Origin of the sequence: Mucilaginibacter flavus (genome assembly GCF_030409315.1) — a bacterium.
In the GTDB taxonomy this organism is placed as follows: Bacteria; Bacteroidota; Bacteroidia; order Sphingobacteriales; family Sphingobacteriaceae; genus Mucilaginibacter; species Mucilaginibacter flavus.
In genome coordinates, this window is record NZ_JAUFPS010000036.1 from 92,897 (window position 1) to 114,170 (window position 21,274).

The 21,274-nt window shown below is 42.8% G+C and carries 13 protein-coding genes; 5 read left to right on the plus strand and 8 right to left on the minus strand.

The genetic code is table 11. The features are described 5' to 3' along the window. Positions 1-5: 5 nt before the first annotated feature. Positions 6-716 carry a DUF92 domain-containing protein gene (locus tag QWZ17_RS16995; protein WP_290306475.1) on the minus strand — a complete coding sequence of 237 codons (711 nt, stop codon included), beginning with the start codon at positions 714-716 and terminating at the stop codon, positions 6-8. A 59-nt stretch (positions 717-775) separates the two neighbouring features. Between QWZ17_RS16995 and QWZ17_RS17000 the strand changes: the two genes are divergently transcribed. Continuing rightward, entirely contained in the window at positions 776-1,471 is a 696-nt protein-coding gene (locus QWZ17_RS17000) for a class I SAM-dependent methyltransferase (RefSeq protein ID WP_290306476.1), read from the plus strand. Here QWZ17_RS17000 and QWZ17_RS17005 read toward each other — a convergent pair. From QWZ17_RS17005 to QWZ17_RS17015, 3 genes are all read right to left on the minus strand, one after another. Continuing rightward, on the minus strand, positions 1,468-2,421 hold the full coding sequence (locus QWZ17_RS17005; RefSeq protein WP_290306478.1) for an AraC family transcriptional regulator: 954 nt from the start codon (positions 2,419-2,421) through the stop codon (positions 1,468-1,470). The two genes, QWZ17_RS17000 and QWZ17_RS17005, sit on opposite strands and share 4 nt — an antisense overlap. Before the next feature lie 151 nt (positions 2,422-2,572). Continuing rightward, positions 2,573-5,458, minus strand: a complete 2,886-nt coding sequence (locus tag QWZ17_RS17010) for a TonB-dependent receptor (protein ID WP_290306479.1) — start codon at positions 5,456-5,458, stop codon at positions 2,573-2,575. Positions 5,459-5,927: 469 nt separating this feature from the next. Then, positions 5,928-9,500, minus strand: a complete 3,573-nt coding sequence (locus QWZ17_RS17015; RefSeq protein WP_290306480.1) for a two-component regulator propeller domain-containing protein — start codon at positions 9,498-9,500, stop codon at positions 5,928-5,930. 269 nt (positions 9,501-9,769) lie between these two features. Between QWZ17_RS17015 and QWZ17_RS17020 the strand changes: the two genes are divergently transcribed. Both QWZ17_RS17020 and QWZ17_RS17025 read left to right on the plus strand, forming a co-directional pair. Continuing rightward, entirely contained in the window at positions 9,770-10,945 is a 1,176-nt protein-coding gene (locus QWZ17_RS17020) for a DUF5009 domain-containing protein (protein ID WP_290306481.1), read from the plus strand. Between the two features lie 36 nt (positions 10,946-10,981). Beyond that, entirely contained in the window at positions 10,982-12,121 is a 1,140-nt protein-coding gene (locus tag QWZ17_RS17025) for a glycoside hydrolase family 18 protein (protein WP_290306482.1), read from the plus strand. Positions 12,122-12,325: 204 nt separating this feature from the next. On the opposite strand, the gene QWZ17_RS17030 is transcribed toward QWZ17_RS17025, so the two are convergent. The 3 genes from QWZ17_RS17030 to QWZ17_RS17040 form a co-directional block, all read right to left on the minus strand. Then, positions 12,326-13,078: a ThuA domain-containing protein gene (locus QWZ17_RS17030; protein ID WP_290306483.1), complete on the minus strand. Its 753-nt coding sequence runs from the start codon at positions 13,076-13,078 to the stop codon at positions 12,326-12,328. Between the two features lie 66 nt (positions 13,079-13,144). Further along, positions 13,145-13,897, minus strand: coding sequence for a ThuA domain-containing protein (locus QWZ17_RS17035; RefSeq protein ID WP_290306484.1), 753 nt, complete (start codon positions 13,895-13,897; stop codon positions 13,145-13,147). 19 nt (positions 13,898-13,916) lie between these two features. Further along, positions 13,917-14,438, minus strand: a complete 522-nt coding sequence (locus tag QWZ17_RS17040; RefSeq protein WP_290306485.1) for a DUF4468 domain-containing protein — start codon at positions 14,436-14,438, stop codon at positions 13,917-13,919. A gap of 345 nt (positions 14,439-14,783) precedes the next feature. On the opposite strand from QWZ17_RS17040, the gene QWZ17_RS17045 reads away from it, so the two are divergent. Together QWZ17_RS17045 and QWZ17_RS17050 are read left to right on the plus strand one after the other, a co-directional pair. Beyond that, positions 14,784-15,566: a ThuA domain-containing protein gene (locus QWZ17_RS17045; protein WP_290306486.1), complete on the plus strand. Its 783-nt coding sequence runs from the start codon at positions 14,784-14,786 to the stop codon at positions 15,564-15,566. 171 nt (positions 15,567-15,737) lie between these two features. Next, positions 15,738-18,653 (plus strand): two-component regulator propeller domain-containing protein, encoded by a 2,916-nt coding sequence (locus QWZ17_RS17050; protein WP_290306487.1) that lies wholly within the window; start codon positions 15,738-15,740, stop codon positions 18,651-18,653. A 339-nt stretch (positions 18,654-18,992) separates the two neighbouring features. On the opposite strand, the gene QWZ17_RS17055 is transcribed toward QWZ17_RS17050, so the two are convergent. Next, entirely contained in the window at positions 18,993-21,266 is a 2,274-nt protein-coding gene (locus QWZ17_RS17055; RefSeq protein ID WP_290306488.1) for a GH92 family glycosyl hydrolase, read from the minus strand. Positions 21,267-21,274: the final 8 nt, after the last annotated feature.

A 21,274-nucleotide genomic window follows, 5' to 3' on the forward strand; every position in this document is an offset into this window, starting at 1 on the left:
CATGATTAAAATAAGCTAAACAACAGCATAACCAAAGCAGCTATTAAAGTGTTTAAAAAGTTAACAGCATTGTTGGTGATAAAGTTTTTTCGCTCCAACAAGGCGCCCAATAGCGAGTCGGTTAGATTACCTACAGTGCCTGCTAACACAAGCCAAAGTGAATTGATGCCCAAACCAAAACCTATAGCATAAATAACAGCGATAATGCAACTTCCGGCTATACCTATCAAAGTTCCTTCCACACTAATCACGCCATCCAGTCCACGTTGATCGGGTTTCATGGTGATGATATTGAAAAAACGTCTGCCATAAACTGTACCTAATTCGGATGATAGCGTATCTGCCGTTGCTGATGCGAAGCTTGCCGCCATCATCAACACCCACAAACCGGCATATTGCGGAAATACGAAAACCATCAAGCCACAAATACCAGCCACACCCGCGTTGGCCAACACCTGTCCTATTGTGCGGCCTCCTTTACGTTCGTGCTCAATTATAAAAGCATCTTTTTTACCCGACTGCCAGGAGGTTGCTGCCGATCCTAAAATAAAAAAGGTGGTCATCATGGCTACGCCGGTAAACCGGGCACCTGTAAAAACAAAATAAGCCACCAATGCACCGGTTATGGCAGCAGGCACAGTCAGCTTTTTTGCCATGATGCTATAGGTCATGCCGGCGATGATAATGAGTGCAAACAGGATGTTTTGAACAAGCATATAGTCAAAGGTATTTATTGTAACGATAATTAAGCGCTCAATCCTTATTTTTGCCGTGCATGAAAGATATATTAGGCCAGGCCATACATAATTACCATAACGGGCAAACCGCTGATAAACTTTGGATTAATAACCAATACGGTCCCCGGGAGGAAATGCCCATAGAAGCCTATTTTAGGGATGAAGATGATATGCCCGATATGGAATGGCTGGCCATGAACGAGTGCCGCGGCGAAGTACTTGATATTGGCGCCGGAGCTGGCTCACATGCATTAGTATTACAGGAACGGGGTTTTGATGTAAGTGCGCTTGAAATATCGCCTTTAGCTGCCGATGTGATGCAGGCCCGTGGTGTAAAAAAAGTAATTGTTGCCGATATTTTTAAGTACGAGGACCACCGATACGACACCCTCCTGTTGCTCATGAACGGCATTGGTCTTGCAGGAGGCTTGCAAAACATTACTACCTTTTTAGATCGTGCTAAATTACTGCTAAATAAAGGCGGTCAATTACTGTTTGATTCATCTGATATTGCCTACCTGTACGAAGGAAAACTACCAGATACTGGCAAATACTATGGTGAACTAAACTATCAATACGAGTACAAAGGCCAAAAATCAGAATGGTTTCCCTGGTTATATGTTGATGAGAAAACTTTGGAAGCTATAGTTACCGAAGCAGGCTGGGATATGGAAGTTTTATTGGAGGATGAGTTTCAGCAATACCTGGTAAGGTTAACGTTAGCGGTGTCTTAAATTTCTTCTGCAAACGCGGCTTTCAAGTTCCCTTTTTTTAAGCCATCCATTTCCGTTGCACCTGTAGACGTTGCTATTTTTCCGTTAAAGCTTTCGGTATATTCCCTTGGGGAACTGCCTGTTACTGATCGAAACACCCGGTTAAAATTGGTAATACTTTTAAAGCCACTTTTGTAAGCTACTATAGATATACTTTCAAATTTATTGGCGGTAAGCATTTTACAGGCTTCGTTAATACGCACCTCGTTTAAAAAGGTGACAAATGTATTGCCCGTGTGCTTTTTAAAATACCTGCAAAATGATTCGGAAGTCATGAAGGCTGCTTTGGCTACATCATCAAGCGTAATGGCTTCCGTGTAGTTTTGCATAATGTAGTTGTAAATATTACCTATCCTGATGCCCTCGTTTTCGGTAATACCTGGCAGGTTGCCATATGATGATAATGGCTGCAGTTGTTCGTTAATATCAGACAAACCCTTTAATAATTGAATAAATTGTATCAACTGATCGGCTCCGCTGCTATCACGCAGCCCCGCCATAGCATTTATAATTTTAACGGTGTTTGCTTCTGGTACCTTAATTCCCTGCTGATGTTGCTGAATAAATAATTTGTGAGCACGTACCTCGGGCAAATCAAAAAAAGAAGCTAATATGCCGTCGGGATTAAAAAATATACTGAGGGCACTGATGGCATCCTCGTTTTCATTTTCAAAATATTGGGGATCGCTTTTAAACAGGTGTGGCAGGTTGGCCCCTAATAAAAACACATCGCCGGGGGCAAAATGATGCATATTATTACCGGCTATCAAGGTGCCCTCCCCCTTCTGTATCCAGGTGATTTGGGTTTCTTTATGCCGGTGCAGGTAAGGGTAAAAGTAAGGCAGGCTAAACTGATCGGCAATTACGCTTTTATCATGTGGCACCGGAATGGTGAATTGCAATACTTTCATAAGCCTTAAGAACGATTTAACAAACAAATATTATCAATAATTTTCAATAAACCCAATTTAAGGGGTAATATTTGTCAAATTGAACTTTATTTTTCAAAAAAAATCCCCCGGCTCATAAAAACCAGGGGACCATTATGATGATTGAGGTTTGTTAAAAACGGAATGCCAGTTTGGTAAATATCCGCATACCATTAAAGCCCATCTGTACGGCCTCAAACGGACCGCCCGATTCGCTATCCCCAAATGAGCTGCTGCTGTTTGGATTAACAGAACCTTTAATAACGTTGGTACTTGGGTGTACGTTAAATAAGTTATCTACACCGGCTGTCCATGATACTGTTTTGTTGATTTTGTATGATATATATAAGTCGGTAGTTACTTTAGGTTTAAAGTCAAAAATCTCTTTAACTTTTTCGCCGGTTGCATCCATTGTTACGTAAGGGAAAAACGGATCGGCAACGCCATCTGGCGCGCTGGTTTCGCCAAAGCCTAATTCTTTTACATCACCAAAATAAGTAGCGCGCCCACCTATCGCGAATTTACCTACACCATACTCCAGGTTAAGGGTAAATTTAGCGGTTGGCGCACTTGCCTTTAAGAAATATTGCTCCCTATCTGAAAAGAAGGTAGCGCTATCGGCAGCCGATCCTTTAAATGTAGATGGGATATTAATTTTATTGATAGATAAATGCTGAATGTTACCTGCTAACAATGCATAGAAATGACTTTTATCCCAACGTTTTTTGTAGTCTAACACAATATCCACACCGGTATTGGTTGTGTTAACCGCGTTTGCGAAAAACTGAGCCGCGCTGATGCCCTGTTTTAACAGTAAATCATTTAACGGGGTGCCTAAAGTAGAATCGCCCTGGTTGTACAAGCCCGAGATCACAATCCTGTTTTTAATTTTAATATCATAACCATCAACAGTAACGGTAAAATCTGGCGTAGCCTGCCATGCAAAACCCAAGCTGTAGTTAACAGATGTTTCTTGTTTTAGCTTAGGAATACCTGCTGTTTTGGCAATATCAGAATAGTTAGGTACCAATTTGGTATATTCCAGGTTACCGCCAACAACTGTTGTATTCGTGTTACTAAAATCTATCTGCTGCAAAGTTGGCGCACGGAAACCGGTACTTGCCGATCCGCGAACGTTAAAATTACTTGCCAGTTTGTAACGTGTTGCAAACTTAAAAGTGCTTACACCACCAAAGTCCGAATAATGCTCAACGCGCGCGGCTCCGTCAACCAGCCATTTGTCGGTAACATCTAAGGCAGCTTCGGCATATGCGGCTTCATTGGTACGATGATCTTTCACTTCATCGCTTGGCTGATAGCCCGGATAACCTTCAGATCCGGATGCTTTAGCAACACCACCCGGTAAAGTAGCACCACCGGCTACATAAGAGTTAAGCTCGCCTGCATAAAGCTGGTAGCGCTCGTACCTAAACTCGGCACCAAATGATAATTGTAAACCCTGCGCAACGGTGGCAAAGCGTTTGGTTATATCGGCATTGGCCGTATTTTGTAAAAAGTTAAAGCCACCATCATCAAACCTGGTTTGTATAGGCTGCCCGGCAATAACAGGTAACGACGCGTTAAAGGTTTTGTTACCCCAGTAATGGAAATCATTACGACCTACGTTGTTGCTGATATCCCAGTCCCAATCGCCGGCTGTAGTACCTTTAAAGCCAATAGCCGATGAAAGATCTTTAATATAAACATCCTCTTGCGGATTGTAATACACATTATTGGCGCTAATTGTACCATCCTGTACGCCTTGTACTTTCATAATACCAGGCACAAACACAAGATTACCATTAGCATCTGTAGGGAATTTTGTTGGATTTTGGCGCAAGCCGTTATCATAATTCCAGCTACGGGTATAGGCGTATACATTGGAGTGTTTGTAATTATAACCACCAAATGAATAAAACACCGTTTTGGTACCCTTTATAGGCAATTCCATATTATACATACCACCGCCGGATACTACAGATCCATCGCCAAATGCACGGCGCTCGCGGGCAACGGGCTGGGCGTTAGGGTTGGTTTGCCAGTTGGTATCAGGTATGGCCCTGAAGGTTTTACCCTGGTTAAAGTAGTTAGCGCCAAAGTTGATGAAGCCACCGCTTTTACCCAGGTTTAAGCCATAATTGGCACCAAGGGTAAACGTTTGTCCATCAAAATGTTTGTCGGTATAGTATGCTGATGGATCAACATTGTTTAGGGTGTTATATTTTTGATCGTTATAACCACCAAAACCCGCGGTTACATTTAAATGGTTAACATCTCTCTTAAGTACTATGTTGATTACACCGGCAATAGCGTCAGATCCGTATTGGGCGGAAGCGCCGTCGCGCAGGATTTCGATACGGTCAATAGCGGCTTCAGGGATAGCGTTCAAATCTGTACCGCTGTTGCCACGGCCACGGGTACCAACCTCGTTTACAAACGCCGATAGGTGACGGCGTTTCCCGTTAATAAGTACCAACGTTTGATCGAACCCCAAACCACGCAAACTTGCAAAGTCGATGGCGTCGGAACCATCCCCCCCGCTTTGTTTGTTGTAGTTAAATGAGGGTACAGCCTGGTTTAGCTGACTCATCAGATCAGGTTTAGCGGTATTGGCATCCATTGAATTTACTTTCAGCACATCCACTGGTACGGCCGATTCAATTTTGGTACGCCCAACACCGCGACTACCCACCACAATAACTTCTTTTAAGCCTTCGGCAGATGAAGAAAGCTCCATATCCAATATTTTGGTTTCGCCGGCGGCAATGGCTACGGTAACGGTCTTCTTTTCGAACCCAACTGCCGAAAAGCTCACCTGGTATGATCCTGCCTTTAAGGTAAGCGAATATTTACCATCCGCATCGGTAATAGTCCCAGTGCCTGTCGGGGTCACTTTAACTGAACCGGCGCTTACGGGGTGCCCGCCGCTGGTAACGGTACCGGTCAACTTTTGCGCAAAAACGGGAGAACAGAGCAGAAGAAGCGCTCCAAAGAGAAAATAATGTAATGTTAACTTCATGTTTTGATTGATTGGTTGATAAATTATATTGATTGAACCACAATATAACGTTAATTGTTAATTAATTATCAATATTTCAACAAAAACAACATTTATTTCAATAAAAAATCAACATAAATTATAAATAATTGATTTTATATAAAAAATAAACAATTTAAAAATGAATTTTAAATAAATTAACATCTATTTGAAATTAAAAAACAATTTTTAAACCACATAAACTAGTTTAAGATAAAAAAAGCAATTACAAATCAATAAATCGCTTCACATTAAATAAAAAAATAACAATAAAATCATTAATTAATACAAATATTCAATTCGTTATTTTTTCTTATTGTATAAAATACACCATTTAATTAACAGACAAACTGCCTGGCAGTCGCAAATGATGCAAAGTGAAGAGTACTTACCTGGTTTTTAAAACCCGGTAAATACAAGTGCCGTTAAATTGCTTTGAATAGATGGTCACTTAATTCCCTAAAGGAAGGCTAATAATAAACTCCGTACCCTCGCCTTCCTGGGTTATAACCTCGATTTTACCGCCGTGGCCTTTTACAATGATATCATAGCTTAAGGAAAGACCAAGCCCTGTGCCCTCGCCTGTTGGTTTGGTGGTAAAAAATGGTTGCATAATTTTGTCTTTGATTTGGGTAGGAATGCCCGTACCGTTGTCTTTTACAATAATTTCAACAGCGTTATCCTTTTTTAAGGTTGATAGCGTGAGCGTTGGCTTATAATCGACACCTGCGCTTTTTTGCTTTTGCTGCAGCGCGTAAAAGCCGTTATTGAACATGTTAAGCAATACCCGGCCTATATCCTGCGGAATGATGGTTACAGGGGGCAAATTATCATCAAAACTGGTATTTAGCGTGGCGTTAAAAGTTTTTTCTTTTGCCCGTAAACCGTGGTAAGCCAGGCGCAGATATTCATCGGCAAGCGCGTTGATATTTGTGGGTTGCTTATCGCCCGAGTTATTGCGCGAATGTTGCAGCATATTTTTCACAATAGCATCGGCACGTTTGCCATGATGCATTATCTTTTGCAGGTTTTGTTCAATGTCATCAGCTATGGCCAGGCCGTCTTCGGTATTACCGGCGGCCAGCTCTTCTCTCATTTCGGCAGCAAGTTCGATACTTACTTCGCTAAAGTTATTCACAAAATTCAACGGGTTTTGAATTTCATGGGCAATGCCGGCAGTCAATTCACCTAAGGATGCCAGTTTTTCTGATTGAATAAGCTGTTGCTGGGTAGATTTTAATTCGTTTACGGTATCGGCCAGTTGATCTCGCTGTGCGGTGATCTCCTCGCTTTGCTCGCTTAAGGCCTTATTAGCATCACTTAACTCCAGTGTGCGTTCATTAATCCGCTCCTCCAGCAGTTGATTCTCCTCCCTCAAATGGCGTTGGCGATAGTTGATATAAGAGTATATCACAAACGCAAATACTACAATATAAATTAACCAGGCCCACCACCTTGCCCACCATGGCGATAGGATAACAATCTGGATACTATCTCCGATATTATTCCATACACCGTCACTGTTGGCAGCTTTTACTTTAAAAGTATAAGTACCTGCCGGCAGGTTGGTGTAAGTAACGCTACGCTGCGTACCGGCCTGAATCCAGTTTTTATCATAACCATCCAGTTTGTAGGCGTAGGTGTTTTTTAAAGGATCATCAAACTGAAGCCCTATGTAGTTAAACTCCACGCGGTTTTCATTATATTTTAACTCAACAGATTTGCGGCCAAAGGTGACTATCCGGTTGGCTGTTTTACTATCGGCAAGTGGATCATTATAGGTTAAACTTTCAATATGCACAACTGGCTCGTAGGGACTATCATCCAAATCTTTAGGGTTAAACGCAGCCAGGCCGTTACTTACCATAAAAGCAAGTTTACCATCCGATAGTTTATATAAGCTGGATAGGTTACGGGTAACATCATTACCCGGTAAAAAACTTTCGACGCTAAAATTATGGATGGTAAAGTTTTTGGGGTCGATACGTGATAGCCCCCGTTCTGTTAAAACCCATATACGGCCGGCAGCATCCTCATTTATACCCATGTTTGAATTAAACAGCAAACCGTTGCTTTCGCTGAAATGATGGGTAAACGCCCCCTTTTCCTTATCAAATATGTAAACGCCGTTTAAATAGGTACCCACCCAAAGTCTGCCGGCACTATCCTGAAATATATCATCCACACAAAAGGCGGTGCGGTTATGCGTGTCAAAATACGAAGTGAATTTTTGCGTTTTGCGGTCGAAACGATTAAGCCCCCCGTTATTGGTACCAATCCATAACGTACCTTCCTTATCTTCAAAAATGGCCAGGATCTTGCCATCGTTTAAAATATTACCCGCGCCACCAGCGCTAAATATATGGTAGGGATACCTTGTTATTTTTTTAGTTTGGGGATTAAACGAGCATAGCCCCCTTTCATCGGCGTTACCAAGCCAAATGATGCCTTCATGATCCTGGTACACATTATTAATGAAACTGCTGCTAATGGTGGTGGAATCTTTATCGTTTCTGTTGTAATGTTCTTTTTTGCCGGTAGTGGTATTATATACATACAAGCCATTTGAACCGCCTATGTACAACATGCCGTTAAGCCCGATGCAAACTTTACTCAGAAAAATGTATCCATCATCTGGCGAGTATAATTTTTCAAGCTTGCCGGTAGCTGTATAAAGTTTATAAATTCCCTGGTTGTTTGATACATAGCTATAATCCTTGTTATTGACTATTTTATTGACAATAGGGTAACTTGTTATGTTGCCCTTTATGTTTTTGTAGATGGTAAACGCGCTTTTTAATTTGTTAACCCTGTTTACACCGGCTTCATCAAACCCGGCCCAAAGTGTATTAGCATGATCAACCATTTTGGCTATTACCCGGGTCTGGCTAAGGGTGCCAACCTCGCCGGCATTGGTCATATACCTTGTAAAGCGACCCGATGCCGGCTCAAAATACACCAGGCCCGAAGGGAAGCTAAGCCATAAATTGCCCTCCTTGGTTTCCCTGAAAGATTGCAACTGGTTCTGATCTGAAGATTTAATGGAGTCTTTCGGCGTATAGTTGGTAAACTTATGGGCCTTCCTGTCAAATTTCGATACCCCTTTATCGGTAGCAAACCATAATTGCTTATTTTTATCCTCGTAAATGCTATAAACCGCGGTACTTAAAGCACTATCGGGCTTAGTTGATGGCCAATACTCTTTTATGCTATTATCGCGGCTATCAAACCGGGTAATCCTTAAATCGATATTATAACCATGAAAAGTGTTGAGCCAAAAAACGCCGGGTTCTGATTTTGCCTCATATATGGGGTTTACATGTCTCTGTTTGGCGGTATCTGCAATGGTCATAAAACCAACCATTGGTTTCCCGGTGCCATCGTACCGGTAAATGCCGTTATTACTACTTAACCATATTTTGCCCGAAGCACTGGCATAGGCCTCATAAATGAGCGAAGCATTTATAAAGTTATTTCCCTTTTCTTTTATTCCGAAATATTCAAAAGCGCCGGATTTGGTATTGAGTTTTACTACTGATGCGCCATAACTTACCGAACGGATATGCCCCCAGATGTTATTATCCCTATCTACCGCGTCCATTGTAAATGTGGTGATCTTACCATCGGCGGGATACGGAATATGTTTAAATGTATCTGTTTCTCTGCGGTATTGAAAAATACCGTTACTAATGGTAGTTGCCCAAAGGTTGCCCTGCCTATCCAGCAACAAACTGAGCACATTGGTTGATGAATAGGTATTAGTATTTAAATTACCCAGGTTATACACCTTGCATTCATACCCATCATACCTTACCAGGCCGTTTTGGGTAGCTATCCATATATAGCCTTCATTATCTTCTTTAATTACACGGCCGGTACTTTCGGGCAAGCCTTTTTTAACATCCAGGTGATCAAAATAAAGATGAGGCCCTTGCGCATAAGCCAAAGAACTTATACATATGGCAGATGCCAATAGGCATATTTTAAGGAAAGAGTTTTTCAAATGAGCAAACAAATCAATCATTTATATATGATTTAAGGCAGATGAAGGCGGATACCGGTTATAAAAATAATAAAAAATGATTATTGTAATTGATATAATAAATAGCCGCAATGCCCATCGCCTCTGCGTTATCAAAAAAACTGCTTTTTATTGACGTCGCCTGCATAGACTTTACTTAAAATCGTAAGCCTTTACCTATGGTAGTAGTAATGTAGTGCCTTGCAAATACCGCCCAATAACATTACCTTTTAGCTTTGTTATCATTAAATCGAAATTCCGAAATCCCAAATATGAACAATCTCCCCAGGCGTCTTTTATCCATCGATGTGTTGCGCGCCATCACCATGCTGCTGATGATATTTGTAAATGACGCCAGCGGTGTGAAACACATCCCGGCCTGGATAGACCACGCCGATGGTGAGGCCGACGCTATGGGTTTTGCCGATACCATTTTCCCGGCTTTTTTGTTTATAGTAGGCTTATCGTTACCATTCGCTATTAAAAACCGGATTACCAAAGGCGAATCCTTTTCATCAATATTAATCTATATCCTTACCCGCAGCGCTGCGCTTATTATTATGGGCTTTTTCCACGTAAACCTGGAAAGCTACAGCAGTGCCGATACCCTTATTCCAAAGGCGGTATGGGCTATTATTATCACTACCGGTTTCTTTTTCATTTGGCTTGATTATCCCGAAACTATGGCCAAAGCCAAGCGCTACACTTTTATGGGGATAGGCATTGCCCTGCTTATTGCCATGGCGATAATTTATAAAGGCGGCGAAGATGGCGAAATACATGGTATGCGCCCATCATGGTGGGGCATTTTGGGTATTATCGGCTGGGCCTATTTGGTGTGCGCCTTAGTATATCTGTTGGTAAAAGGCAAAAGGAATTACCTGTTAGGTTTCCTTATTTTATTTGTGGCTATCAATATCGGCGCTCATACGGATATTATTGATTTCAAAATCCCTGTACTGGGCGATGCATCAGCGGTTAGCTTGATAATGGGCGGTGTGATGATCTCAGAACTTTACGCCCTGCTGGTATCTAAAAACAAAACGCGATTACTTTGGGCGATATTTGGCGGCACCGGGGTACTGCTGATAGCGCTTGGCTTACTGATTCGCCCTTATGCCGAGGGAATTTCCAAAATTCACTCCACTCCTGCCTGGATTTTTATTTGCAGCGGTATAACCATCCTTGCATTTGAATTGTTGATCTTTTTAGTTGACGTAAAAGGGAAAAAGAACTGGTTTAAAGCCATCTGGCCGGCAGGTACAAGTACCCTCACCTGTTATTTGTTGCCTTACTACCAGTTTTTTATTTTAACACTCCTGGGCGTACGCTACCCAAAAATACTCAACAACGGCTTTACAGGCCTGGCACGAAGCATGGCAACCGCCTTTATATTAATAGCCATAGTTGGCTTAATGGAAAAGAAACGCATCCGCTTAAAAATTTAATATACTACATCCTATCTCACAATTTATAAACCTAAAATGAATATTTTCTCTTTAAAAAAAGGCTTGTTGCTGTGCGTTGCGGCATTACTACTGCCTGCCGTTGCCCTTAAGGCCCAGGTTAAACACAAATATGTTGTAATTGGCTACGTTGGCGGCTACAAGGGAGTGGCAGATATGGGCATTGTAAACCCCGCAAAGCTCACCCACATCAATTACGCTTTTGTAAATGTGCGCAATAACAGGGCCTGGCTGGCACATGAGCGTACTGATACCATTAACTTCCGCAACCTGGTGCTGCTGAAAAAGAAAAATCCCGCGCTTAAAATCCTGATCTCTATTGGCGGGTGGACCTGGAGTAAAAACTTTTCGGACGCTGCACTAACAGATACATCGCGCAAAGCATTTGCCGCCAGTGCGGTCGATATTATCCGTAAATACAACCTGGATGGCGTAGATATTGATTGGGAATATCCTGGCCTGCAAGGCGATAACAACGTTGTGCGCGATGAAGATGGCGGTAACTACACCCTGCTGTTTAAAGCGCTTAGAACCGAGCTTGATGCCCTTGAAAAAGAAACCGGCAGCAAGAAGCTATTAACCGCTGCAACAGGTGGCTTTAAACGTTTCCTCGACCATACCGAAATGGGAAAAACTGCGCTATACCTGGATTATATTAACCTGATGACGTACGACTATTTCCAAAACAAAACCGGCATTGCTGTACATCATACCAACCTGTTTACCTCCAACAAATACAACACCGAAAACTCGGCCGATAAAGCGGTAAGCGAATACATCAAAGCGGGAGTACCTGCCGCCAAGCTGGTAATGGGCATGGCCTTTTACGGTCGGTCTGAAATGGTTACCGATTCGGCCCAGAACGGCCTTGGGATGAAAGCCTATCAGCATGTTTGGGTTGGCGGATACAGCAGATTGAAGGATAGCGTAATCAACAAAAACGGTTTTACTTATTATCGCGATAGCATAGCACAAGCGCCTTACCTGTTCAATGCCGCCACTAAGCAGTTTGTAAGTTTTGATGATGAATGGTCGGTAAGCAACAAATGCCAGTACATGATTGACCACAATATGGCCGGCGTTATGTTTTGGGAGTATGCCGATGATAAGAAAGAATATTTGCTTAACGCGATAGATGAGAAGTTGAAGCCCCTCTAAATCTCCCCTAAAGGGGAGACTTTTAATTTGCAAGCTTTAATTTTTTAAAGCCCTCCCCACAACTCCCGCGGGCTTTCAGCCCGTGGGTATCATGGCTGCAGCTTTCAGCTGCTCTTCTAATTTGCTATCGACGTAAGCTGAAAGCTTATACCAGCGTTAACCCACGAGTTACGCTGCGCTAAACCTCGCGGGAGTTAGAAAGCTTTAATTTTTAAAAGCCCTCCTCTTCAGGGGAGGGTTTGGGTGGGGCTTCGGGGCCATTCCCAGCCACATCACCGCGTTCTCAAACAATTTATTCTGCACGGGCGAGGTAAAGATCATATCGCCGTGGCCCATGTTGATGTACAGCATTTTATATTTGGTGTTCGTCCACACAACAGGGATATCACCTTCACGAATGATATCCTTTTTGCCAAGCGGATAATTTGCGGGATCAAGGGTTAATAAAACTTTTACATCCTTATTTAATCTTGGACTTGGCAGCCAGCCGTACCACTCATTTATAGGTGATGTAAAATGCGCGGGAATGCCTTTAGTTACGGGATGCTTTGCATCGTCAACAATAAGCTTAGCAGGCAATGGCGGCCAGCTGTTGTTGTAAAATACGGCGCTCCCCAAAAAACTCACAAACCAGGGCCAGTGCGTATCCTTGTCGTTATACCCAGCCACGTGGAAACCCAGCCAGGTTCCACCATTATCCATGTATTTTATAAATGCCAGGCGTTGCTGCTGGTTTTGCGGGAAGTCATTAAGCCATATTACCAACTGATACTTTTTCAGATACTCATTGTTTACGTTTTTCCAATTGGTGGTGGTATCAAACGCGAAGCCGTCCTTTTTACTGAGATCTGTAAAAAACCGAATAGCATCGTTAGCAAAATCAACATGATCCGATTCTACCGTTGTGGTATAAAGCGCCAGCACCCTGAATTTGGGGGCCTGGGCCCGTACTCCCATGCATGCTAAAACGATTAATACGGTTGCTAAAATTTTGCTAAACATATTTTTGTTTCTAAATAGTGATTAATTACCCGCGGCCCAGAAAATAGCATTGGTTACCAATTTAACCCAGGCAGGGTTATCCAACAAGTTTGGCGAGTGCCCCATAAAAATGTACACGTTGCGGGCTTTAACATGCTCGTTAGTCCACACCACCGGGTGATCGCCCATTTTAACATCGCCTTGTGGCTCATAAGTTTTTTCGTCGACACTGGCCAGGACATGTACGTTGGGACGCGGACTTTTATCATACGTATACCATTCCTCCTGCTGAATCAGGAACGATGCCGGCACACCCTTCATTACCGGATGCCGCTTATCCTCCACATTTACTTTTCCTTTGGCAAAAGTTGCTATGTAGGCCTTCCAGCTAATACCCCCCATAAAGTTGGAGAACCATTGCCACTCGTGAAAACCATCAAACTCACCCAACAGCGTGGCGTGGTGAAAACCTACCCAGCCGCCCCTGCCTTCGTCAATATATTTTTGAAAAGCGGCTACTGCCTTACCGGTCCAGTTATAGGGTGCATAATCAAGCTGCAAAAAAAGCTGGTAATGACTCAAAAACTCGTCGTCAATTTTATCGGTGTTTTGAATATAATCTACGGTAAAGCCGTTATCGGCGGCTAATTTATCCAGCCATATTTTGGCGCGCTTTGAAAACTCAATATGGTGCCCTCCGTTTTCATACAAAGCCAGTACCTTAAAATGCTTTGCATTGGCCCTAACTTGAATGGCCGCTAAAACAACAGCAATAATCATTAGTATTTTTTTCATGAGTTTATGTAGATGATAATTATGGATTGATGCTTTGTTTTAAGGAAGCTATAATTTGTAAGGTATTCTGATTAAGCCCGGCAAATAACGCCTTATCCTCTACCGACCATGGATGCCCCCGCCTGTAATCCCACCAGCGATAGGAGATTTTGGAGTATTCGTTGCTAATGCCCTTTTCTATTGGTTTTTCAAAATAATTACCTGTGGTGATAGTACAGCTCCCATCATCAACAGAAATATTGACATCGAACTTGAGCCAGTAGTAGTTACCTGTACTGCTGGTGATCACCTTAAACATACCCACACCTTTAATTTGCCCTGATTTTTTATCGGCGGTATACAGTTGTTGCGGCTCGTCCGGAAAAGTTTGGGCAAACCACTTTTCGGCAAGGGCAAAGACCTCATCCCCACTTTTATTTGTAGGGTATACTTGTTCATAGGTGATCTTACCGTTTTTCATAGGTAGATGGATCACTGCGGTATCCTGTTGAGTTGTAAAATCTATGGTCACCGAAAACACAGATGGAAAGAATGGGGTCATGCTGAGCCTGTCGAAGCACGCGGGCGAAGGCCTCTGCGCACGTCCTTCGACAGGCTCAGGATGACAGACCCTCTTTAATAGCAACCTGGAATTGGTAGCATAATTAACCAGCGGCAACAGCATGCATCCGATAAAAAACAAAAATCTGATTGTCCTTTTTTGCTTGGTCATGAGGGGTAAAAGGTTTAAACAAGTGTGCGATACCTGTATTTCAAATATCAGTATTAACAATTATAAACTACCTGCAAAACCGCCCTACATTACCACTACCACATGTTTTTTGCCATTTTGGACCATTTTTTTGACATATCATTGCCTAAACAGAAAGCAAGCGAGCGCCAACATATGAAATCCTTAACCTTATCACTTTTTACTTTTTTCGTCATCGTTTGCAACTTTAATCCGCTACAGGGCCAAACACCAAAGCTCCGTTTTAAAGCGATTGCGATTGCTGAAACCGGCGGAGGCCATGCCCGTTTTGACAGCGCCGCCCGCATCTGGCTCAATAAACTGGCTATTGACAGCAATTTCGCCATCGACTACATCAGCGATACCAAACCTATCACCAAAGATTTTCTTAAACAGTATCAGTTATTCATTCAGTTGGATTACCCACCCTATCCCTGGGGTAAAGAAGCCCAGGAAGCATTTACAGATTACCTGGAACATGGCAAAGGTGGCTGGATAGGCTTCCATCACCCCACGCTGCTGGGCGTTTTTGATGGTTACCCTATGTGGCAATGGTATTCGGACTTTATGGGCGGTATTGAGTTTAAAGATTGTATTCATGGGGGTACTACGGCCTTGCTTACTGTAGAAGATAAAAACCATCCGGCGTTAAAAGGCCTACCCGCAACTTTTAGCACCAAAGATGAATGGTACACCTACAATAAAAGTCCGCGGGCAAATGTACGCGTATTGGCCAGTATTGATGAAAATACCTACGTGCCCAACATCAACATTAAAATGGGCGATCATCCGGTGATCTGGACCAATGACCACATAAAAGCGAAAAACATATACATAGCCATGGGCCATTTCCCTGAACTTTTCAAAGACGATAATTTCACCTTGCTCATAAAAAACGCGATATCTTGGGCTGCCACAACTCCAAACAATGTTCACTGAATATTGACTGTTTTAATTTTGAAATTTTCAAGAACGTTACCCTACATAACTACTACAATCAGCCTCATTTATAGCTATCTGCTCCACTACATTGCCGGTTAAAGTTCTTTATCTGAAAATCTTTATCTAATTTCATCCTGATAAACCCACCCTGTTTTTGAGGACCAATTGATGAAGAACTTTACCCTGATCTTCCTTTTTCTGAACGTTGTATTTTGCGCTGCAAACGCGCAAACTTCTATTGGTATCCCCTCCATTAAAAACTATACCCATGCCGATTTCAATGCGGGCAGCGAAATTTACGATGCCAAACAGGATAAAAACGGCATCATGTATTTTGCTAACAATGATGGCCTGCTCACTTTTGATGGCAGTTACTGGAAAAGCTATCCGCTACCTAATAAAGCGGCTATAAAATCAGTAGCTATAGATCCACAAGGGCGGATCTATGTAGGCGGCCAGGACGAAATTGGCTACTTTTTCCCGGATGCAGCCGGAGTTTTGCGGTTTCACTCCATCAAACAACTGATGCCCCAAAAGGCCCGCCAATTTGCCGAAATATGGGGGATTGTGCTTTATAAAAACGAAGTATTTTTTCGTACCATTGAGTGTGTGTTTGAATATAACCATAGCCAAATTAAAACCTTTGACGCACCTGGGGGCTGGCGCTTACTCAACTATGCAGGAAGCCAACTTTTTGCCGAGGACAAGGACGAGGGGCTAATGAATTTTCAGAAATCTGAGTGGCAGGCATGCAACACGCAAACGCCTACAAGAGATTTACACATTACCGGTGTTATGGACTACCATAAGGATACAGTATTGGTATCTACCTCAAAAAAGGGACTTTTCCTGCTCTCCGGCAATACCTTAATTAAAAAATCAACCGCGATTGATGGTCTTTTAGCTAACGACCAGGTAAGTTGCGCTAAAAAGATCAACAATAACCGTTACGCTATAGGCACTAAAGCACAGGGCTTATTTTTTATAGATGATAAAGGAAATCTGGTTGAACGTTTTTCAACTACAGATGGCCTGCAAAGCAACAATATACTAAGCCTGCTGCTGGATAAAGACAATAACCTTTGGCTGGGGTTAGAAAATGGGCTGGATTTTATCAACTATAGTTCGGCTGTTAAACATATTTATGCCAGCAAGCAAAACCAGGTAAAAAGCAATTCTATCAGTGTTTTTGATAATAAGCTATTTGTAGGCACATCAAACGGTTTATTCAGCGCGCCTTTAGATAGGCAGCAAACCGACCTGAGCAACAATAAAACCCAGTTTACCGAGGTTCAAAACACCCGCGGGCAGGTATGGACTTTAGCCCAGGTTGATAACCACCTGTTAATGGGGCACGAAGAAGGTGCTTTTACCATCACCGGCAACGAGGCAAAGCCAATAGCTACCGGGCAAGGCGCATGGCGGTTTGTTACCATCCCTTCATCGACAGATATCATTGCAGGCACTTATACCGGGTTACAATTATTGAAACATACTGGCGATGATTTTAAGAATGATGGTAAAATTGATGGCATTTATGAGTCCCTATCAACCGTAACCAGGGACAACAACAATGTAATCTGGGCCTGCCACCCCTACCGGGGCGTTTATAAATTTCAGCTTTCTGCCGATAGACAAAAAATAGCGCACTATACGCAATATACCGATAAAAACGGATTGCCATCGGTATTAAACAACCATGTGGTATTTATTAAAAACAAAGTACTGGTGGGGACGGAAGAAGGTGTTTATGAGTATAATGCCGCTGCCAATAAGTTTGAAGAATCTGCATTTTACAAGTCTGCCTTTGGCACTTCATCTATTGAAAACTTAACAGCCGATACTTATGGCAACATATGGTTTGTAAGCGACCAACGGGTTGGGGTAATGGATTTCAGCAAACCATCGGCAGGTAAACCTTATACGGTGATCTATTTCCCCGAACTGGCCTCACAAACGGTTAAAGGCGTGGCTAATTTGTATCCCTATGATCTTGAAAACATCTTTATAGGATCAAACAACGGTATTTTCCATTTAAACTACCGGCAGTATGTAAAATCTGAAACCAGGTTAAATGTGTTGCTTATCTCTGTAAAAGCCATTGCCGAAAAAGACAGCCTTATTTTTGGCGGCTATTTTATGAAAGATGGCCGCATTGCTGCCATGCAGGATCAAAACAACGCAACAAGTATATCCAAGCACTGGAACTCTTTTCACTTTGAATACTCATCTACCCTATTCGCCCAAAAAAGCAATGAGGAATTTACTTATAAGCTGGCGGGGTTTGACAGCGAATGGTCTAAATGGTCAGCAAAAACAGAGAAAGACTATACCAATCTGCCATACGGCAAATACACGTTTTCGGTTAAGGTACGTAATAACCTGGGAAATGCTTCGCCCGAGGTTAATTATACTTTTATTGTTGAGCCGGCCTGGTATCAAACGGTTTGGGCGTATATCGTTTACCTTTTATTGGCCTGCTATGCCATTTACTATGTGTATCAATTGCAGCAAAAACGCTTTGAACTGCATCAGCAAAAACATGAGGAAGAACAACGCCGGTTGAGTTACCTCCACAGCCTGGAACTCGACAGAAATGAAAAAGAGATCATCGCCCTGAAAAATGAAAACCTGGAAACCGAGTTGAACTACAAAAACAAAGAGCTGGCCACTATTACCATGCAGCAGGTTGATCGCGGTCGCATTTTGCTGAACATTAAAGATGAGCTAACCAATATCATCAAAAAACTAAAACAGCCCGATCTTACTCATGAATTTCGCAGCGTTTTTCGCCTGTTGACAGATTCTGAGAAAAAAGACGACGACTGGCACAGCTTCGCCATTTATTTCGACCAGGTGCATAATAACTTCCTGAGTGTTATGAAAACCAAGTATCCTTGTTTAAGTGCCACCGATCTGAAGCTGTGTGCCTACCTACGCCTTAACCTTACCTCCAAGGAAATAGCTCAACTGATGAACATCTCACTCAAAGGCGTGGAGATTAGCCGGTATCGGGTACGCAAAAAATTGGTATTGGCTACGGAGGTTAATTTGTATGATTTTTTATTGGAGGTTACCCGGTAGGTTGAAACAGCGGAATGCGCCTTTAAAGCCGACCGAATTTAAAACCTATTAATCCGAATCTATAAGTAATTAAATATCAACCACAAAGCGTCATTGCGAGGCACGAAGCAATGACGTTTTGTAAAAAATGTTTGTCATCCTGAGGTACGAAGGTTCTTCTTCGCCATGCTAATTGCAGACTTTTATAGCGAAGAAGATTCTTCGTACCTCAGAATGACAGGGTGTAGAAGGCAGTTCTCACGTCGTCCCCACCGTCAAAGTCCGCCGGATTTTACAACTCGCAATGACGCGTTTTTATCAATTCATATTATAAATTAATAACCATACATCTACTATTCTTTACTTCGCTACCGATACCGCTTTATTGGCCTCTCCTACGCCCCAAACTTTACCGGGTTTGTTGCCCATTGTAATTACCAGTTCGCCGCCTTTCATGAGGTCTTTATGGGCAAAGTAGGTTTTGGTGTGGTTAACACCGTTTAGGGTCATGCTATTGATGTAGATATTTTTAGGCCCGTTATTTTTTACCACGATGTGGAACGTTTTGTTGCCTTGCAGTTTCAGCGTAGCCTCGTTTATAACCGGGCTGCCAAATACATACAATCCGTTTGCGGGGTTTACCGGGTAAAAACCAAGTGCCGAAAGCACATACCAAGCCGACATTTGACCAACATCTTCATTACCAATGATACCATCTGTTTTATCAGTATAAAAATAATCAAGTACGTAGCGAACCTTTTCGGCGGTTTTCCATGGCTGGCCCGAGTAATCGTAGTAATAAGTCATCGGGTGGCCCGGCTCATTACCGTGCGCGTACTGACCGATTAAGCCCGATACATCAGGTGATTTGAATTTACCCATATCGCCCTGCGCGATAAATAAGGAATCGAGTTTGATATTGAACTTTTTCTCACCGCCCAGCATTTTAATCATGCCCTCCACATCCTGCGGTACAAGAAAAGTATATTCCCAACCATTACCTTCGGTAAAGTCGCCGGTCTCATGGATGGAGATAAACGGGCTGTAAGGTGTGCGCCATTCGGTTTGTGACAACCTGCCGCGCATAAAGCCAGCTTTAGGATCGTAATAGTTTTTATAATACTGACCGCGTTTGCTGAAGTATTCGTAGTCGGCGGTTTTGCCCATTTTTTTGGCCACCTGCGCCAGGCACCAATCGTCAATAGCATACTCTAAACCCATCGATACCGATTCGCGGCTGCTATCGGCAGGAATAAAGCCATATTTTTTCACATACTTAATACCACGGGCATCTTCCATGGCGGTAGTTTTCATAGCCTCATAAGCCAGGTTATGGTCAAAGCCATTGTAGCCTTTCAGCATCGCGTCGGCAACTACAGGTACAGCGCTGTAACCTACCATACAATTGGTTTCATTAGCCATTAAATGCCAAACCGGCAGGCTCCCCTGCTGCTGGTAAATGGCCAGCATAGAGTTGATCATATCGTTGGTATGCTCGGGGTGGATAATGGTCGATAACGGGTTGTTTGAGCGGTAGGTATCCCAAAGCGAAAACGTGGTAACATTATTGAAACCTACATTTTTGTGTACCTTTTTATCTGTTCCCCAGTAATCGCCGTTTACATCGTTAAATATCGATGGCGCTATCATAGAGTGGTAAAATGCAGTGTAGAATTTTTTTAGCTGAGAAAGTGAATCGGCCTTAATGGCAATCTTGCCTAACTGCGCATTCCAGGCCTGGTCTGCCTGGGCAACTACCTTATTAAAATCCCAGCCTGGTATTTCGGCTTTAATATTAAGCAAAGCATTTGCCGAGCTTACCGGCGAGATACCCACTTTAGCGTAAACAACTTCGCTTTTGGTAGTTTCAAAGCTGATAACGCCTTTTACCTTGGCACCTTTTACCTGCGTACCGGCTTTGGCTGTACTATCATATACCGTAAACGTTTTTATCGGTTTTGAGAATACAGCGGTAAAATAAATACGCTGATCATCGGCCCAGCCTTTTGAAAAACGGTAGCCGGTAATGGTGTATTTATCCTCTTGTTTGATATAGGTTTCTTTGGCCCTATCCCATCCGATACCTTCCTGAAGGTCGATAACAATGTGCGCGTCTTTTGAAGCAGGAAAAGTGTATTTATGCATCCCCACACGTGTGCTTGCAGTAAGCTCTACTCCAATGTCATAACGTTTCAATTTTACTTTGTAGTAGCCGGGTTTTACCACCTCGTCTTTATGGCTAAACAGCGATACGTAGCCGCTTTCCATATTTTTTAAGCCGCCTTTGTAGGTTTTGATCGGTCCGGTTGTGGGCATAAAGGATATATCGCCCAGGTCGCCAATACCAGTGCCACTCAGGTGGGTATGTTGAAAGCCAACGATGGTTGAATCAGAAATATGATAGCCAGAACACCAGTCCCAGCCTTCGCTCAGATTGGTTGGCCCTAATTGTACCGCGCCAAATGGCACATTTGCCCCCACAAACACGTGACCGTGAAAACCCGTACCTATGTAAGGATCAACATATTTTGTAAAGCTGGCTACCTTAACCGCCACCTTTTTTTGGGGTGCCTGCCCAAAGGAATTGAATGCTAAAACTGCCAGTACCCCGGCCAAACAAATCTGTTTTTTCATTTTGTATG

Coding starts and splice junctions, on each gene's coding strand:
- QWZ17_RS16995 (WP_290306475.1), bottom strand. CDS start 716: ATGCTTGTTCAAAACATCCTGTTTGCACTCATTATCATCGCCGGCATG.
- QWZ17_RS17050 (WP_290306487.1), top strand. CDS start 15,738: ATGAAGAACTTTACCCTGATCTTCCTTTTTCTGAACGTTGTATTTTGC.
- QWZ17_RS17030 (WP_290306483.1), bottom strand. CDS start 13,078: ATGGGAGTACGGGCCCAGGCCCCCAAATTCAGGGTGCTGGCGCTTTAT.
- QWZ17_RS17015 (WP_290306480.1), bottom strand. CDS start 9,500: ATGATTGATTTGTTTGCTCATTTGAAAAACTCTTTCCTTAAAATATGC.
- QWZ17_RS17055 (WP_290306488.1), bottom strand. CDS start 21,266: ATGAAAAAACAGATTTGTTTGGCCGGGGTACTGGCAGTTTTAGCATTC.
- QWZ17_RS17035 (WP_290306484.1), bottom strand. CDS start 13,897: ATGAAAAAAATACTAATGATTATTGCTGTTGTTTTAGCGGCCATTCAA.
- QWZ17_RS17020 (WP_290306481.1), top strand. CDS start 9,770: ATGAACAATCTCCCCAGGCGTCTTTTATCCATCGATGTGTTGCGCGCC.
- QWZ17_RS17045 (WP_290306486.1), top strand. CDS start 14,784: ATGAAATCCTTAACCTTATCACTTTTTACTTTTTTCGTCATCGTTTGC.
- QWZ17_RS17005 (WP_290306478.1), bottom strand. CDS start 2,421: ATGAAAGTATTGCAATTCACCATTCCGGTGCCACATGATAAAAGCGTA.
- QWZ17_RS17000 (WP_290306476.1), top strand. CDS start 776: ATGAAAGATATATTAGGCCAGGCCATACATAATTACCATAACGGGCAA.
- QWZ17_RS17040 (WP_290306485.1), bottom strand. CDS start 14,438: ATGACCCCATTCTTTCCATCTGTGTTTTCGGTGACCATAGATTTTACA.
- QWZ17_RS17010 (WP_290306479.1), bottom strand. CDS start 5,458: ATGAAGTTAACATTACATTATTTTCTCTTTGGAGCGCTTCTTCTGCTC.
- QWZ17_RS17025 (WP_290306482.1), top strand. CDS start 10,982: ATGAATATTTTCTCTTTAAAAAAAGGCTTGTTGCTGTGCGTTGCGGCA.